12 protein-coding genes, 1 tRNA gene and 1 pseudogene are annotated in these 14,906 nt (G+C 63.2%); 9 read left to right on the forward strand and 5 right to left on the reverse strand.

The genetic code is table 11. The annotated features are described in order from the left end of the window. Window positions 1-67 precede the first annotated feature (67 nt). The 3 genes from rlmM to pdxB all read left to right on the forward strand — a co-directional run bounded on the left by rlmM (window position 68) and on the right by pdxB (window position 3,497). Window positions 68-1,135 (forward strand): 23S rRNA (cytidine(2498)-2'-O)-methyltransferase RlmM, encoded by a 1,068-nt coding sequence (gene rlmM, locus BUQ73_RS06580; RefSeq protein ID WP_079227133.1) that lies wholly within the window; start codon window positions 68-70, stop codon window positions 1,133-1,135. Between the two features lie 916 nt (window positions 1,136-2,051). Further along, entirely contained in the window at window positions 2,052-2,294 is a 243-nt protein-coding gene (tusA, locus tag BUQ73_RS06585; protein ID WP_027919534.1) for a sulfurtransferase TusA, read from the forward strand. 60 nt (window positions 2,295-2,354) lie between these two features. Beyond that, window positions 2,355-3,497, forward strand: coding sequence for a 4-phosphoerythronate dehydrogenase PdxB (pdxB, locus tag BUQ73_RS06590; protein ID WP_079227134.1), 1,143 nt, complete (start codon window positions 2,355-2,357; stop codon window positions 3,495-3,497). 225 nt (window positions 3,498-3,722) lie between these two features. Here the strand turns inward: pdxB and BUQ73_RS28465 are convergent, their stop codons facing one another. Beyond that, window positions 3,723-3,896: a PA1571 family protein gene (locus tag BUQ73_RS28465; protein ID WP_192858689.1), complete on the reverse strand. Its 174-nt coding sequence runs from the start codon at window positions 3,894-3,896 to the stop codon at window positions 3,723-3,725. A gap of 202 nt (window positions 3,897-4,098) precedes the next feature. Between BUQ73_RS28465 and BUQ73_RS06595 the strand changes: the two genes are divergently transcribed. The 4 genes and pseudogenes from BUQ73_RS06595 (at window position 4,099) to mqo (ending at window position 9,532) form a co-directional block, all read left to right on the forward strand. Next, complete coding sequence (locus BUQ73_RS06595) at window positions 4,099-5,862, forward strand: ABC transporter transmembrane domain-containing protein (RefSeq protein ID WP_079227135.1); 1,764 nt, start codon at window positions 4,099-4,101, stop codon at window positions 5,860-5,862. Window positions 5,863-6,624: 762 nt separating this feature from the next. Then, a pseudogene (locus tag BUQ73_RS28895) lies at window positions 6,625-6,735 on the forward strand (hypothetical protein); the annotation flags it as partial. A 228-nt stretch (window positions 6,736-6,963) separates the two neighbouring features. After that, window positions 6,964-7,668 (forward strand): methyl-accepting chemotaxis protein, encoded by a 705-nt coding sequence (locus BUQ73_RS28900; protein WP_371260259.1) that lies wholly within the window; start codon window positions 6,964-6,966, stop codon window positions 7,666-7,668. Window positions 7,669-7,948: 280 nt separating this feature from the next. Further along, a complete protein-coding gene (gene mqo / locus BUQ73_RS06605; RefSeq protein WP_079227137.1) occupies window positions 7,949-9,532 on the forward strand; it encodes a malate dehydrogenase (quinone) in 1,584 nt (527 codons plus the stop codon). 66 nt (window positions 9,533-9,598) lie between these two features. On the opposite strand, the gene BUQ73_RS06610 is transcribed toward mqo, so the two are convergent. Further along, a tRNA-Pro gene (locus BUQ73_RS06610) sits at window positions 9,599-9,675 on the reverse strand. Window positions 9,676-9,755: 80 nt separating this feature from the next. After that, complete coding sequence (locus tag BUQ73_RS06615; protein WP_027596642.1) at window positions 9,756-9,977, reverse strand: YgdI/YgdR family lipoprotein; 222 nt, start codon at window positions 9,975-9,977, stop codon at window positions 9,756-9,758. 177 nt (window positions 9,978-10,154) lie between these two features. Between BUQ73_RS06615 and moaB the strand changes: the two genes are divergently transcribed. Both moaB and glp read left to right on the forward strand, forming a co-directional pair. Next, window positions 10,155-10,694: a molybdenum cofactor biosynthesis protein B gene (moaB, locus tag BUQ73_RS06620; protein ID WP_079227138.1), complete on the forward strand. Its 540-nt coding sequence runs from the start codon at window positions 10,155-10,157 to the stop codon at window positions 10,692-10,694. Continuing rightward, window positions 10,678-11,904: a gephyrin-like molybdotransferase Glp gene (gene glp, locus BUQ73_RS06625; protein WP_079227139.1), complete on the forward strand. Its 1,227-nt coding sequence runs from the start codon at window positions 10,678-10,680 to the stop codon at window positions 11,902-11,904. Before moaB ends, glp begins: the two co-directional genes overlap by 17 nt. Here the strand turns inward: glp and BUQ73_RS06630 are convergent. Continuing rightward, a complete protein-coding gene (locus BUQ73_RS06630; protein WP_079227140.1) occupies window positions 11,893-13,140 on the reverse strand; it encodes a glycosyltransferase family 4 protein in 1,248 nt (415 codons plus the stop codon). The two genes, glp and BUQ73_RS06630, sit on opposite strands and share 12 nt — an antisense overlap. Window positions 13,141-13,191: 51 nt before the next feature. Next, window positions 13,192-14,646, reverse strand: a complete 1,455-nt coding sequence (locus tag BUQ73_RS06635) for a mannose-1-phosphate guanylyltransferase/mannose-6-phosphate isomerase (RefSeq protein ID WP_079227141.1) — start codon at window positions 14,644-14,646, stop codon at window positions 13,192-13,194. Window positions 14,647-14,906: the final 260 nt, after the last annotated feature.

Consider the following 14,906-nt stretch of genomic DNA (forward strand, 5'->3'; position numbering starts at 1 on the left):
TCCGAACTTCCTTTATCATCGCCGCCCTGCCGGCGCCCGTGGCGCGCCAGCCGTAGTGGAGTGAGAGATGAATACCCTGTTCATGCATTGCCGGCCCGGTTTCGAGGGTGAGGTCTGCGCCGAGATCAGCGAACATGCCGCCCAGCTGGGTGTGGCCGGTTATGCCAAGGGCAAGCCGCAGAGTGCTTGTGCCGAGTTCGTCTGTGCTGAGGCCGAAGGGGCCGAACGCCTGATGGCCCAGCTGCGCTTCGCGCAACTGATCTTCCCGCGCCAGTGGGCCCGTGGCACGTATATCGAGCTGCCAGAGACCGATCGTATCAGCGTGCTGCTGGCGCATCTGGCAGAGCTGGGGAGAGGGTTCGGCAGCCTGTGGCTGGAAGTGCTGGACAGCAACGACGGCAAGGAGTTGTCGACCTTCTGCCGCAAGTTCGAAGTGCCGCTGCGCAAGGCTCTGGAAAAAGCCGGCCGCCTGGTCGAAAACCCGAGCCTGCCGCGCCTGTTGCTGACTTTCATCAGTGGCCGTCGGGTATTCGTCGGTGTGGCGGAGGCGAACAACAGCGCGTTGTGGCCGATGGGCATTCCGCGCCTGAAGTTCCCGCGTGAGGCACCCAGCCGTTCGACGCTCAAGCTGGAGGAGGCCTGGCACCAGTTCATTCCGCGTGAGCAGTGGGAGCAGCGCCTGGGCGACGACATGACCGGGGTAGATCTGGGGGCTTCGCCGGGTGGCTGGACGTATCAGCTGGTACGCCGTGGCATGCTGGTTACTGCCATCGACAATGGGCCGATGGCCGAAAGCCTGATGGATACCGGGCTGGTGCAACACCTGATGGCCGATGGGTTCACCTGGCAGCCGAAGCAGCCGGTTGACTGGATGGTTTGCGATATCGTCGAGAAGCCGGCGCGTACCACTTCTTTGATCGAAACGTGGCTGGGTGAGGGGTTGTGCCGTGAGGCGGTGGTCAACTTGAAGTTGCCGATGAAGCAGCGCTATGCCGAGGTGCGCCGCTTGCTGGACCGCATGGAAGCAACGTTCAAGGCGCGCAAGGTCAGGGTGTCGATTGCCTGCAAGCAGCTGTATCACGACCGTGAGGAAGTGACATGCCATCTGCGAAGGCTGGACATCAAGCCGCGCTGAAATTCGCTTGCTCTTGCTCTTGCTCTTGCTCTGCTTTTGCTTTTGCTTCTAAGCGCGCGATAGTTCAGGCGACGCAGAGTGCGACTTCAGGAGGCCGAACGCAGGCGTCTGGAGGGCCAGGGTGCGCAGCACCCCTTCGGCGTAGCCGAAGGCGCGAGATGTAGACTTGCGCAGCAAGTCGTAGGCCGCGCGGGCCCGGAGGGCGCCGGAGTGAGGGGACCCCGGAGCGCAGCGCAGGGGCCGGATGATGGGAGCGGGGTTTTTTGCCTACTTTTTGCCCAGTCAAAAAGTAGGTCGCCGTAAAGGCGAAAAGGTGATTCAGCGCCACCCTGGCGACTGCATGTAGACCTGATTTGAAAGCCCACTTCCAAAAGCCCACTTCCAAAAGCCAAAAGCCAAAAGCCAAAAGCCAAAAGCCAAAAGCTCGACTGCGATGGTTTTGACAGTTTCAAGTACATTCATTTGCGATGGCGACGCACAGTCACCTTTCCGCCCTTACGGCGGGTCACTTTTTGTCAAACGCGACAAAAAGTAACCAAAAAACGCTGGCTCCCATCATCCGGCCCCTGCGCTGCGCTCCGGGGTCCCCTCACTCCGGCGCCCTCCGGGCCCGCGCGGCCTACGACTTGCTGCGCAAGTCTACATCTCGCGCCTTCGGCTGCGCCGAAGGGGTGCTGCGCACCCTGGCCCTCCAGACGCCTGCGTTCGGCCTCCTGAAGTCGCACTTTGCGGCGCCTGAACTATCGCGCGCTTAGAAGCAAAAGCAAAAGCAAAAGCAAAAGCCAAAGCAAAAGCCAAAGCAAAAGCCAAAGCAAAAGCCAAAGCAGAGCCAGGGGGCACAGATATGGCACTCATGAATGGCTATTGGTCCTTGCTGCGCGATGGGCCACAATAGCGATCATTTGCGGAGCCCCCCATGACTGATTTCACCCCCGATGCCATCCTCGACGCCACCGGCCTGAACTGCCCGGAACCGGTGATGATGCTGCACCAGCACGTGCGTAACCTGGCCGCCGGCGGCCTGCTCAAGGTCATCGCCACCGACCCGTCGACCCGTCGTGACATCCCCAAGTTCTGCAATTTCCTCGGCCACGAATTGCTGCAGCAGCAGGAAGAGGCCGGCACCTACCTGTACTGGATCCGCAAGAAAGCCGACTGAACCGCGCTGGAACACACCTCGCGTAGCGCCTACACTGCGTTCCCCAGACAGGAGAGCGCCATGCTGATAGTTGCCGACGAGAATATCCCGCTGCTCGATGCCTTCTTTGAAGGCTTCGGCGAGATCCGCCGTTATCCCGGCCGCAGCCTCGACGCCGCCAGCGTCAAAGACGCCGATGTGCTGCTGGTGCGTTCGGTGACCAAGGTCGACCGGCAACTGCTCGAAGGCAGCAAGGTGCGCTTCGTCGGCACCTGCACCATCGGCACCGACCACCTGGACCTGGGCTACTTCGCCGAAGCGGGTATCCACTGGAGCAGCGCGCCGGGCTGCAACGCTCGTGGCGTGGTCGACTATGTGCTGGGCAGCCTGCTGACCCTGGCAGAGCTGGACGGCGTCGCACTGCCTCAACGCACCTACGGTGTGGTGGGCGCCGGCGAAGTCGGTGGCCGCCTGGTGCGAGTGCTGCACGGCCTGGGCTGGAAGGTGCTGGTCTGCGACCCACTGCGCCAGGCCATCGAGGGCGGCGACTTCGTCAGCCTGACGACGATACTTGAACAGTGCGACGTGATCAGCCTGCACACCCCGCTGCAACGCGGCGGCGAGCATCCGACCTGGCACCTGCTGGGCGAAGCGCAACTGGCGCAGCTGCGCCCGGGTGCCTGGCTGATCAACGCCAGCCGCGGGCCGGTGGTGGACAACGTGGCACTGCGTGAGCTGCTGCTGGATCGCGAAGACGTGCACGCGGTGCTCGATGTGTGGGAAGGCGAGCCGCAGGTCGACCTGCAACTGGCAGACTTGTGCACCCTGGCCACGCCGCATATCGCCGGCTACAGCCTGGATGGCCGCCAGCGCGGTACGGCGCAGACCTATCAGGCCTTGTGCCGCTTCCTGGGGGAGGCCGAAAAGGTGCAACTGGCCGACCTGTTGCCAGCGCCGCCGCTGGCGCAAATCGAGTTCGATGGCACTGCGGAACCTGCCTGGGCCCTGGCGGCGCTGTGCCGGGCGGTGTACGACCCTCGGCGTGACGATGCCGATTTCCGTCGCAGCCTGAGTGACAATGTGGACGAGCAGCGGGCGGCGTTCGACCAGTTGCGCAAGCAATATCCACCGCGGCGGGAAATCGAAGGGTTGGCAGTGCGAGTGAGGGGAGAGGCACCACAGTTGGCGCAAATGGTCAGTGCCCTGGGCGGCGTTCTGGCCTGATGCCAGGTAAGCCTGTACCGGCCTCTTCGCGGGCAAGCCCGCTCCCACAGTTTTACCACTTAACCAAGGTGAGCGATGAGCCCGCTCCCTCAGGTTTACCCCTGCATCAAGGGGAGTGATGAGTCTGTGGGAGCGGCGGTTCGGCGCCCCGACTTGCCCGCGAAGAGGCCAGTGCAGGTGAAATAAAAAACCCGGCATAAAGCCGGGTTTCAAAGCATTCGTGCTTCAGCCTTGGCGTACTTTCTTCACGCGGCTGTCTTCCAGCTCCTTGCAGGCTTTCTGGATCATCTGCTCGGTAATTTCGATCTCGCGGCCCTGGGCGTCGATGATCGAACCACAGGCCTTGGGCTGTGGTTTGTTCTGCGCTTTCACGGTGTCGCTGCCATGTTGCAAGCTCATTGCATCTCTCCTCATCAGGTTCCGGCTCAGGTTAAACCTGTGCCATGACTGGCCTGTTACAAAAGTTGACGGGCACCAAGGCCTGAACAGTCCAGCAGAAAGCGCGGCAAAGCTCCAGAGGCCTGTTAGAACGATGGGTTATAGGCACTGCCGGCATGGATGAATGGTAGTCTTCAATCTTCCTGCAATTGTGGTCCACGCCATGCCCGATCCGGCTTCCTCTCGCCAACGCCGCGCTCTGCGCCTGGCCTGGCAGTTCATGCGCCCCTACCGCCGTCAGGCGTTGCTGGCCTTGCTGGCGCTGGTCGTCACCGCCGCCATCACTTTGTCCATGGGCCAAGGTATCCGCTTGTTGGTCGATCAGGGCTTCATGACCCGCTCGGCGCACCAGCTGAACCAGACTATCGGGCTGTTCCTGATACTGGTGCTGGCCCTGGCGGCGGGCACATTCAGCCGCTTCTACCTGGTGTCGTGGATCGGCGAGCGCTGCGTTGCCGATATCCGCCGCGAGGTATTCAATCATCTGGTGGGCTTGCACCCGGGCTTTTTCGAGGACAACCGCAGCTCCGAGATCCAGTCACGGCTGACCGCCGACACGACCTTGCTGCAATCGGTGATCGGCTCGTCGCTGTCGATGTTCCTGCGCAATGCGCTGATGGTGATTGGTGGCGTGGTGTTGCTGTTCTTTACCAACCCCAAGCTCACCAGCATCGTGGTGGTGGCCTTGCCACTGGTGCTGGCGCCAATCCTGCTGTTTGGCCGGCGGGTGCGCCGCCTGTCGCGGCAGAGCCAGGACCGGGTGGCCGACGTGGGCAGCTATGTGGCCGAGACCCTGGGCCAGATCAAGACCGTGCAGGCGTACAACCACCAGGCACTCGACCGCGAGCTGTTCGCTGGTACCGTGGAAGCCGCGTTCGCCGTGGCCCGGCAACGGATTGCCCAGCGTGCCTGGCTGATCACCTTGGTGATCGTGCTGGTGCTGGGCGCGGTCGGGGTGATGCTGTGGGTGGGCGGCATGGATGTGATCGCCGGGCGCATTTCCGCAGGGGAACTGGCAGCGTTCGTGTTCTACAGCCTGATCGTCGGCAGTGCCTTCGGCACCCTGAGTGAAGTGATCGGCGAATTGCAGCGCGCCGCTGGGGCCGCCGAGCGCATAGCCGAACTGTTGGCGGCGAACAGCACGATTCTGACACCTGAAGCCCCCGCGAACCTGGCGCAGCAGCGTGCCAGTGGACGCATCGAACTGCAGCAGTTGACCTTCGCCTATCCCTCGCGGCCTTCGGTGGCTGCCATCGATCACCTGAGCCTGACCATCGAGCCAGGCCAGACCGTGGCGCTTGTGGGGCCGTCGGGGGCGGGCAAGTCGACCCTGTTCGACCTGCTGTTGCGTTTCTACGATCCGCAACAGGGGCGGATCCTGCTCGATGGCCAGCCGATCACGGCGCTGGATCCGGACGACCTGCGCCGCCAGTTTGCCCTGGTGGCGCAGAACCCTTCACTGTTCCGCGGCACGGTCGAGGCGAACATCCGCTACGGTCGGCCCGAGGCGACCTTGGCTGAAGTCGAGGCGGCAGCCCGCGGTGCCCATGCCGACGAGTTCATTCGGCAACTGCCACAGGGTTACCAGACGCCGTTGGGCGAGGGCGGCGTCGGCCTCTCCGGCGGGCAAAAGCAGCGTCTTGCAATCGCCCGGGCGCTGCTGGTGGATGCTCCGATCCTGCTGCTTGACGAGGCCACCAGCGCCCTCGATGCGCAAAGCGAGCACCTGATTCAGCAGGCGCTGCCGAGCCTGATGGCCGGGCGTACCACGCTGGTCATTGCGCACCGCCTGGCCACGGTACAGCACGCCGAACGCATTGCGGTGATCGACAAGGGGCGGGTGGTCGCGGTCGGCACGCATCGGCAGTTGATCGAGGAAAGCCCGTTGTACGCTCGCCTGGCCGAGTTGCAGTTCACCACGGGCTAAGTGTCGCGTACTTGTAACATTTCTGTAGCAATTGCCTGAGAGTATTGAATTCAACTGTTGCGTAAGTGCTCGACCTGGCTGCTATCGATTGATGGCAGCTTTTTTTTGGCCTGCGAACGAGGACACGGATGTCTGTCGCGGCGCTGCAATGGCGCGCCATTTCCTTATTCCTTGTTCCCGAGATCCGCGATGTTGCGTAAATCACTCAGAGTGCAAATTCTCACCCTGCTCGGCGGCAGCCTGGCGACCATGCTGCTGATCGCCCTGGTGTGCTTCCAGTTCCTGTCCTCCAGCGTGCGTGGTTATGGCGAACTGGTGGACGGGCCGCTGCGGGCCTCGCAATTGATCGACGAAGCCAACCTGCAGTTCAAGATCCAGGTGCAGGAATGGAAGAATGTGCTGCTGCGTGGGCGCCAGCCAGCCGAGCTGGAAAAATACTGGCAGCAGTTCCAGGCCCGTGAGCAACAGGTGCAACAGCTGCTGGGGCAACTGATCGACAGCAGTGACGACAAGCTCAAGGCGCCTTTGCAGCAATTGCGTGACAGCCATCGGCAGCTGGGCCAGGCCTACGAGCAGGGGCGCCAGGCGTTTCTGGCGGCGGGTGGTGATCCGGTAGCCGGTGACCAGGCGGTGAAGGGCGTGGATCGGGCGGCCAGCGAGCAGATGAGCGCGTTGGTCGAGCAATTGCGCGCCGACGCCCGGGCCCGGGCCGCCCAGATCAATGCCGATGCCGAACGCACCGTATGGCTGGGCGTGCTGGTGATGCTCGGTTCGGCGTTGCTGGTCGGCCTGCTCAGCCTGTGGCGGGTCAACCGCAGCCTGATCCAGCCGATCGGCCAACTGATCGAATACGTTGCGCAACTGAGCCAGGGCCACTTCGCCGCACGCGTCGACAGCCGTCGCGAGGACGAGCTGGGCCGCCTGGCGCGAGCTGCCAATACCCTGCGTGACTTTCTCGCCGAGACCGTTGGCCGGCTGAAGGACAACGCCCAGGAGCTGGAAGGTGCCAGTGGCCAGTTACGCAACATCGCAGGTGACATGGCCCGTGGCACCCACGACCAGTTCCAGCGTACCGACCAGGTCGCCACGGCCATGCACGAGATGTCCGCCACCGCCCAGGAAGTGGCCCGCCACGCTGCCGAGGCGGCACGCGCCGCCGACGACGCCGACCACAGTGCCCAGGCTGGCGAGCAGGTGATGCAGCAGACCATCGACATCATCGGTGTGGTCAACCGCGAGATTGCCGGCACTGCCGCAGTCATCCGCGACCTGGAAAATGACAGTTCACGCATCGGCAAGGTGCTGGAAGTGATTCGCGGCATCGCCGAGCAGACCAACCTGCTGGCACTCAATGCCGCCATCGAGGCCGCCCGCGCGGGTGAGGCCGGGCGTGGCTTTGCCGTGGTCGCCGACGAGGTGCGCAGCCTGGCTCAGCGTACTGCAGCGTCGATCGCCGAGATTCATCAGATTATCGAAGCCGTGCAGTCGGGCGCGGTGGAGGCGGTCAAGGCCATCGAGAGCGGCCAGCAACGCAGCGAGGAGGGCGCCGAGCAGGTGCAGCAGGCCGGGCAGATGCTGCAGCGCATCACGTTGGCAGTGGAGGCAATCCGTGACATGAACCGGCAGATCGCCACGGCGGCCGAAGAGCAGACCAGCGTGGCCGAGGACATTTCGCGCAACCTTATCGAAATCACCCGGATTGCCACGGCCAACCAGCAGGCGGTGCAGCATACCGAGCAGGCGGGGCAGCGCCTGCATGGGCTGTCGGGGCAGTTGGGTGAGGTCACTTCGCGCCTTACTGCCTGATGCAGCCGGGGCCGCACAGCGGCCCTTTCCGACCGGTCCGGCGCCCCGGCAAGGTCGCTCCAGGAGGCCGCATAGTCTTGTAGGAGCGGCCTCGTGTCGCGAAAGGGGCGCGAAGCGCCCCCAGGGGGGAAACCCGCCATCTGCCAGGATAAAACCGATCCCGCTGTGGCGGAATGTCGCCATGCGACGCGCTGCCACGCCCTTATTCATTGGCTCAAACCCAGTTGGCATGCTCCCTGCTCTGTGCGGCGCGCGTGTACACAACAACTGGACAACATCAATGAAGAAATTTCTGCTGACGTTCCTCTGCCTGGGCGTCATCGGCTGCTCCAAACCCGAAGCGCCTGAAACCACCGTCGATGTGCTGCTGATCGGCGGTGGCATCATGAGTGCGAGCTTGGGGACTTATCTCACCGAACTGGAGCCAAACTGGAAGGTCGGCGTCTACGAGCGCATGGACCAGGTTGCCGAAGAAAGCTCCAATGCCTGGAACAATGCCGGTACCGGCCACTCGGCGTTCTGCGAGCTGAACTACACCAGCGAAGGCAAGGACGGCAGCATCGATATCAGCAAGGCCGTCGGGGTCAATGAGCAGTTCGAGATTTCCAAGCAGTTCTGGGCTTACCAGGTCGAACAGGGCGTGCTCAACAACCCCAAGTCGTTCATCAACAACGTGCCACACATGAGCTTCGTCTGGGGTGACGAGAACATCGCCTTCCTGCACAAGCGCGTCGCTGCCCTGCAGCACAGCTCGCTGTTCCGCGGCATGGAAATCAGCGAAGACCACGAGCAGATCCGCAAGTGGGTGCCACTGGTGATGGAGGGCCGTGACCCGCAGCAGAAAGTGGCCGCCACGCGCATGGCCATTGGTACCGACGTGAACTTCGGCGAGATCACTCGCCAGCTGTTTGCCTCGATGACCCGCAACCCCAACGTCAAGCTGCACCTGAGCCATGAAGTACGCGATATCGTGCGTAACGCCGATGGCAGCTGGAAGGTGGTGGTGGCTGACCTTGCCCAAGGTGGCAAGGAGGCCAGCGTCAATGCCCGGTTCGTGTTCATCGGGGCCGGTGGCGGCGCGCTGAAGCTGCTGCAGAAGTCGGGTATCCCTGAGGCGGACGGTTATGCGGGCTTCCCGGTCGGTGGCCAGTTCCTGATGACCGACAACCCGGACATCGTCGCCCGCCACAAGGCCAAGCTGTATGGCAAGGCCTCGGTCGGTGCGCCACCGATGTCGGTACCGCACCTGGACACCCGAGTGATCGATGGCCGTGAAGTGTTGCTGTTCGGCCCGTTCGCGACCTTCTCCACCAAGTACCTCAAGCACGGTTCGTTGCTGGACATGTTCGCCTCGCTTACCAGCCACAACATCCTGCCGATGGTGAATGCCGGGATCGACAACCTCGACCTCAGCACTTACCTGATGGGCCAGCTGATGCTCAGTTTCGACGATCGCATGCATGCCCTGCGCGAGTACTTCCCCAACGCCAGGAACGAGGACTGGAAGCTGCTGCAGGCTGGCCAGCGCGTGCAGGTGATCAAGAAGGACCCGGTACTCGGTGGCATCCTGCAGTTCGGTACCGAAGTGGTAGCTGCGCAGGATGGCAGTATCGCCGCGCTGCTGGGGGCTTCGCCGGGTGCCTCGACGGCCGCGCCGATCATGCTGGCCGTGCTGGAAAAGACCTTCAAGGACCGCGTCAAGACACCGGAGTGGCAAGCGCGCCTGAAGGAAATCGTGCCGAGCTACGGGCAGAAGCTGAACAACGACATCGAACTGACCAACCGTACCCGTGAGTGGAGCAGTTCGCGTCTGCAGTTGCTCTATGTGCCGGTGCAGGCTGAGCAGGTGACAGCGGTCAACTGATTAGCCCGTGCACTTTCCAGAGCACAACAAAAAGCCCGCACAAGGCGGGCTTTTTGAGCTGGATTCTGGTCGGAGAGACAGGATTCGAACCTGCGGCCTTCTCGTCCCGAACGAGACGCGCTACCTGGCTGCGCTACACTCCGATGAACAAAATCCTACTGCATAGGTTTTTCGGGTGCAAGCCCTTGTTGTTTAAAGGGCTTATGCCAAAAAAACTGCGAGATCAGAGCTCTTTGACGGTGCGGATCTGGTCCTTGTTCAGGCGTGTACGCTTGCCGTCGAGCTGTTCGAATTCGTAGAAACCGGAGTCCTCGTCAAAGGATGGGGTGTCCACTGCCTGGATTTCGCGGCCGTCGTTCAGGGTGATCACGGTCGGTGATGCGCAGCCGGCAAGGGCGCCGAGGCCCAAGGCGAGCAGGAAGGCGGGAAGGGTCCGTTGAATCATCGTCTTTCTCCAGTGCAATGGTGCAAGTTTTCTTTATGACGCAGGGCGTCCACGCAAGTTCCTTTTCATTCCAGCATAGCGGCAAGCCCGGGGTATTGACCTGTGCCTGCCTGCACTGTCGCCCGGGCCGGCTGTGATATAACTGCGGCCATCCCCCTTTCCCTGCGACGGACACCCATGAAAGCCAAGGCAGATACCCCCTTCGTGGCGCTGAACATTGCCGTGCTCACGGTCAGCGACACCCGCACTTTCGAAACCGATACATCCGGCCAGACCTTCGTCGACCGACTCACCGCTGCTGGCCACAAACTGGCCGCGCGCGTGCTGCTCAAGGACGACCTGTACAAGATCCGCGCCCAGGTCGCCACCTGGATCGCCGATGACAGCGTGCAGGTCGTGCTGATCACCGGTGGTACCGGCTTTACCGGCCGTGACAGCACGCCGGAGGCTGTCGCCTGCCTGCTGGACAAGCAGGTCGAGGGCTTCGGCGAACTGTTCCGGCAGATTTCCGTGGCCGATATCGGCACCTCCACCGTGCAGTCGCGCGCCCTGGCCGGCCTGGCCAATGGCACCTTGGTGTGCTGCCTGCCGGGCTCGACCAATGCCGTGCGCACCGGTTGGGACGGCATCCTCGCCGAACAGCTGGACGCCCGCCATCGGCCGTGCAATTTCGTCGCTCACCTGAAGCAGGCAGCGGCCTGTGACAGCCGTGGCTGAGGCGCCGGCTGCCCGGCCACTGATGCCGGTGGAAGAAGCCTTGGAGCGCCTGCTGGCGCTGGCCGAAGCCGCACCGATCAAGGAAACCGAAAGCGTCTCGCTGGCCGAAGCTGAAGGCCGCGTACTGGCCACCGAGCTGGTGGCCACGCTCGACCTGCCGCCGTGGCCGAACAGCGCCATGGACGGTTACGCCTTGCGCCTGGCCGATCTGCAGGCCGAGCCATTGCCTGTCAGCCAGCGGATTTTCGCCGGGCATGCTCCCGAGCCTCTGCAGCCCGGTACCTGTGCGCGGATCTTCACTGGTGCACCGATGCCGGCAGGTGCCGACTGCGTCGAGATGCAGGAAAACACCGAGGTGCTGGAAGATGGTCGGGTACGCTTCCTCGAAGCGCTGACGCTTGATCAGAACGTTCGCCCTCAGGGCCAGGAAACCCGCAAGGGCGAGCAGGTGATGGCCGCTGGCACGCGGCTTGGGCCCATCGAGCTGGGCCTGGCGGCGACCCTGGGGCATGCGCATTTACAGGTGGTGCGGCGGGTGCGGGTGGCGGTGCTGTCCACCGGTGATGAGCTGGTCGAGCCCGGCCTGCCACTGGGCCCGGGGCAAATCTACAACAGCAACCGGCGCCTGCTGGTCAGCTGGCTGCAACGGTTGGGTTGCGAAGTACGCGACATGGGCATTCTCCCCGATGACCTGCAACGTACCCGTGAATGCCTGGGCGGCCTGGGTGATGTCGACCTGATCCTGTCCACCGGTGGTGTTTCCGTGGGTGAGGCCGACTACCTTGGCGCCGCACTGCGCGAAGCGGGCGAGCTGGCCTTGTGGAAGCTGGCCATCAAGCCTGGCAAGCCGCTGACATTTGGGCATTACCGCGGCGTGCCGGTGATCGGCCTGCCCGGCAACCCGGCGTCGACCCTGGTCACGTTCGGCCTTCTGACCCGGCCTTACCTGCTGCGCCGCCAGGGCGTAGCCGATGTCACGCCGTTACGCTTCGACGTACCAGCCGGGTTCGAATGGACCAAGGCCGGCACCCGCCGCGAGTACCTGCGCGCGCGTATCGACAATGGCCAGGTGCGCATCTACAAGAACCAGAGCTCTGGCGTGCTGCGCAGCGCTGCCTGGGCCGAGGGGCTGGTAGAGGTGCGCGAAGGCAGCACGCCGCAGCCGGGTGACAGCGTGCCGTTCATACCGCTGAGCGAACTACTCGGCTGAGCGCCCGAGCCAGGCGCCACCGCCTTGCGTGGCGTCGGCCGGTGCCGACTGGGTGAGGCGCATGTGCACCGTTTCCAGCTGCTGGGCCGCCACGCTCCAGTCGTGGCGATTGCGGGCAAACTGGCGGCCGGCCTCGCTCAGCTGGCACATGCGCCACGGCTGGTTGAGCAGTTGGGTGATATGCAGCGCCAACTGGTCGCCGTCGTCACTGCCCAGGTAGTGCTCGCCGTTATTGGCGGCCAGGCCTGATACGCCTTTGCCAGTGCTGATCACCGGCAACCCGGCGGCCATGGCTTCGAGGATCTTTACCTTGGAGCCACCGGCATAGCGCAAGGGTGCGAAGAACAATGCGGAACGGCGTTGCAGCTCGCGCAGGTCAGGGCGATAACCAACCCATTCGATACGCGGGTCGTTCCAGCGTAATTTCCAGCTGGTCGGCAAGGCATGCCCGGCAATGGCCAGGCGTACCGCCGGGTTGCTCATCCACACCTGGGGCAGGATCTCTTCCAGGGCCCATTCGATGGCCTCCACATTGGCGGCGTACTCGAAGTTGCCGACGAACAGCAGACGCTGGCTGTGAAGGGCCGGACTGACGTTCTGGTAGTAGTCGCAATCGACGCCGTTGACCACTACGTTGACCGGGCGGCCGCTCACCTGGCTGATCAGCTCGGCATCATGCGGGCTTACGGCCACCACTTCGCTGGGCTGGCGCAGCACACGCTGCTCCCAGCGCCGATAACGCCAACGGTCGAAGGCGTTGAGTGGGCGTAGCCACAGCGGCAGGCGGTCATGACAGGCTGCACCGGTCACCGATTCCAGGTTATGTTCGCTGAGCATGTAGGGCAGCTGGCGTGCTTGCAGCGCTTTTTCGAAAGGCTGGAAGCTATAGCTGTGTTCGATCTGGATAACGTCCCAGGCTTCGTCCAGCAACTGCTCGAACTGGTGCCTCAGGCCGGGAGCGAGGCCATTGATGATGGCCCGCATCGGGTAGTCGATGATCGGCGAAGCAAGCAGGTTGAGCGGGCTGTGCAGCGGGCGCCGGGGTAGCACGATGAGGCGTTCGAGCAAAGGTTCGAGGGCTTCGCGGGCGGCATCGCACAAGGGTATCTTCGACTGCACCAGCAAGGTGATCCGGTGGCCCTGCTGCGCGAGGGCGCGCAGCAGGTGGTATTGCCGGGTCTTGCTGCCACTGGTAGTGGGCCAGGGCAGGTAGGGCAGTGTCCAGAGAATGCGCATGAACCGGAAACCTCGCTGAAGGCTGCGGACAAAAAACGCGTCCGCCAGCCCTCAGCCGATGGCTGCGGCCGGGACGCGTCCGTAAATATCAGTAAAGCGCACGATGTCGTCTTCGCCCAGGTACTCGCCACTTTGTACTTCGATCATCACCAGATCGATGACGCCGGGGTTGGTCAGGCGGTGGGTGCGGCCGGGTTTGATGAAGGTCGACTCGTTGGTGTCGAGCAGAAATTCCTCTTCGCCGTTGGTCACGCAGGCCATGCCGCTGACGATGATCCAGTGCTCGCTGCGGTGGTGGTGCATCTGCAGCGACAGCGATTCGCCAGGGCGTACCATGATCCGCTTGATCTTGAAGCGCGGGCCTTCCTCGAGCACGGTGTACATGCCCCAGGGGCGGGTGACGGTACGGTGCAGGCGGTAGGCTTCATGGCCCTGGTGCTTGAGCTGCTGGGCAATCACCTTGACCTCCTGGCTGCGCGCGGCGTCGGCGATCAGCAAGGCGTCAGGGGTGTCGATGACGATCAGGTTGTCCAGGCCGACGGCACCGACCAGGCGCTTTGGCGAGTCGATGTAGCAGTTTGTCACGTCGTGCAGCACGGCTTCACCGTTGCAGTGGTTGCCGTCATCGTCGGTGTGGCGCAGTTCGCGGACCGCCTCCCAGCTGCCGATGTCGCTCCAGCCCAGCTCGCAGGGCACCACGGCAACCTTGTCGGAACGTTCCATCAGGGCGTAGTCGATGGAGATGTCCTCGGCCAGGGCAAAACTGTCCGGGTCCAGCTCCACCTGCAGCGCCTTGTCGCCTTCCTTGGTCGCGCTCTGCTCCAGGCAGCAAGTCACGCAGGCGAGCAGTTCTGGTGCATGCGCCTGCAGCTCGGCGAGCACGGTGCCCACACGCAGGCAGAACATGCCGGCATTCCACAGGTGGCGGCCGCCTTCGAGGTAGTCGCGGGCGGTGAGGGCATCGGGCTTCTCCACGAAGCAGCTCACCTGATGCGCATGCTTGCCGATGGCCTGGCCTTGCTCGATGTAGCCGAAGCCGGTTTCGGCGCGGCTGGGCAGCAGGCCGAAGGTGGCAAGCCAGCCATCGTTGGCCAGTTGCCGAGCCTGCTCGACGGCGCTGGCGAAGGCCTCGGTGTCCTGGATCAGGTGATCGGCTGGCAACACCAGCAGCACGCTGTCGTGGCCGTAATGGCTGGCACAGTGCAGTGCGGCTGCGGCGATGGCGGGGGCGGTATTGCGACCGTTGGTTTCCAGCAGGTAGTCAAGGGCGAGGTTGTCGGGGTTGACCTGGCGGTACTCGTCCTGGGTGCGGAAGAACACTTCCCGGTTGGTCACTGTCAGTACCCGTTCGACGCCCGGTAGCGCCGCAGCGCGGGCGAAGGTTTTCTGCAGCAGGCTCTGGCCATCGGGCAAGCGCATGAAGGGTTTGGGCATGGCTTCGCGAGAAACCGGCCACAGGCGGGTGCCGGCACCGCCAGCGATGATGCAGGGGATCAGAACGCTCATTTCACAGCCTCGACTCTAGGCGCTGGCTACAGCGCAGTGAAGGGGAACTTCGCGACCTGTCACGGTTTTGGCGGATAAGTCAAAAAACCGACTTTTCACTACAGCTTCATCCATGAAGGCCAAATATTTGTCGATGATGCGCCCGATGAGAAAAGCTTTCAATGATATTTATGTGAATCTGGCTGTTTTTTGTTCGACCATGCTTACGCTCAGCGCGCAATCCAGAGCGGATTTGCCTGCGTGATGCAGCATTTCAGCGA

It is taken from the genome of Pseudomonas putida, assembly GCF_002025705.1.
GTDB classification, from domain to species: Bacteria; Pseudomonadota; Gammaproteobacteria; order Pseudomonadales; family Pseudomonadaceae; genus Aquipseudomonas; species Aquipseudomonas putida_J.

Coding starts and splice junctions, on each gene's coding strand:
- rlmM (WP_079227133.1), top strand. CDS start 68: ATGAATACCCTGTTCATGCATTGCCGGCCCGGTTTCGAGGGTGAGGTC.
- tusA (WP_027919534.1), top strand. CDS start 2,052: ATGACTGATTTCACCCCCGATGCCATCCTCGACGCCACCGGCCTGAAC.
- pdxB (WP_079227134.1), top strand. CDS start 2,355: ATGCTGATAGTTGCCGACGAGAATATCCCGCTGCTCGATGCCTTCTTT.
- BUQ73_RS28465 (WP_192858689.1), bottom strand. CDS start 3,896: ATGAGCTTGCAACATGGCAGCGACACCGTGAAAGCGCAGAACAAACCA.
- BUQ73_RS06595 (WP_079227135.1), top strand. CDS start 4,099: ATGCCCGATCCGGCTTCCTCTCGCCAACGCCGCGCTCTGCGCCTGGCC.
- BUQ73_RS28900 (WP_371260259.1), top strand. CDS start 6,964: ATGTCCGCCACCGCCCAGGAAGTGGCCCGCCACGCTGCCGAGGCGGCA.
- mqo (WP_079227137.1), top strand. CDS start 7,949: ATGAAGAAATTTCTGCTGACGTTCCTCTGCCTGGGCGTCATCGGCTGC.
- BUQ73_RS06615 (WP_027596642.1), bottom strand. CDS start 9,977: ATGATTCAACGGACCCTTCCCGCCTTCCTGCTCGCCTTGGGCCTCGGC.
- moaB (WP_079227138.1), top strand. CDS start 10,155: ATGAAAGCCAAGGCAGATACCCCCTTCGTGGCGCTGAACATTGCCGTG.
- BUQ73_RS06630 (WP_079227140.1), bottom strand. CDS start 13,140: ATGCGCATTCTCTGGACACTGCCCTACCTGCCCTGGCCCACTACCAGT.
- BUQ73_RS06635 (WP_079227141.1), bottom strand. CDS start 14,646: ATGAGCGTTCTGATCCCCTGCATCATCGCTGGCGGTGCCGGCACCCGC.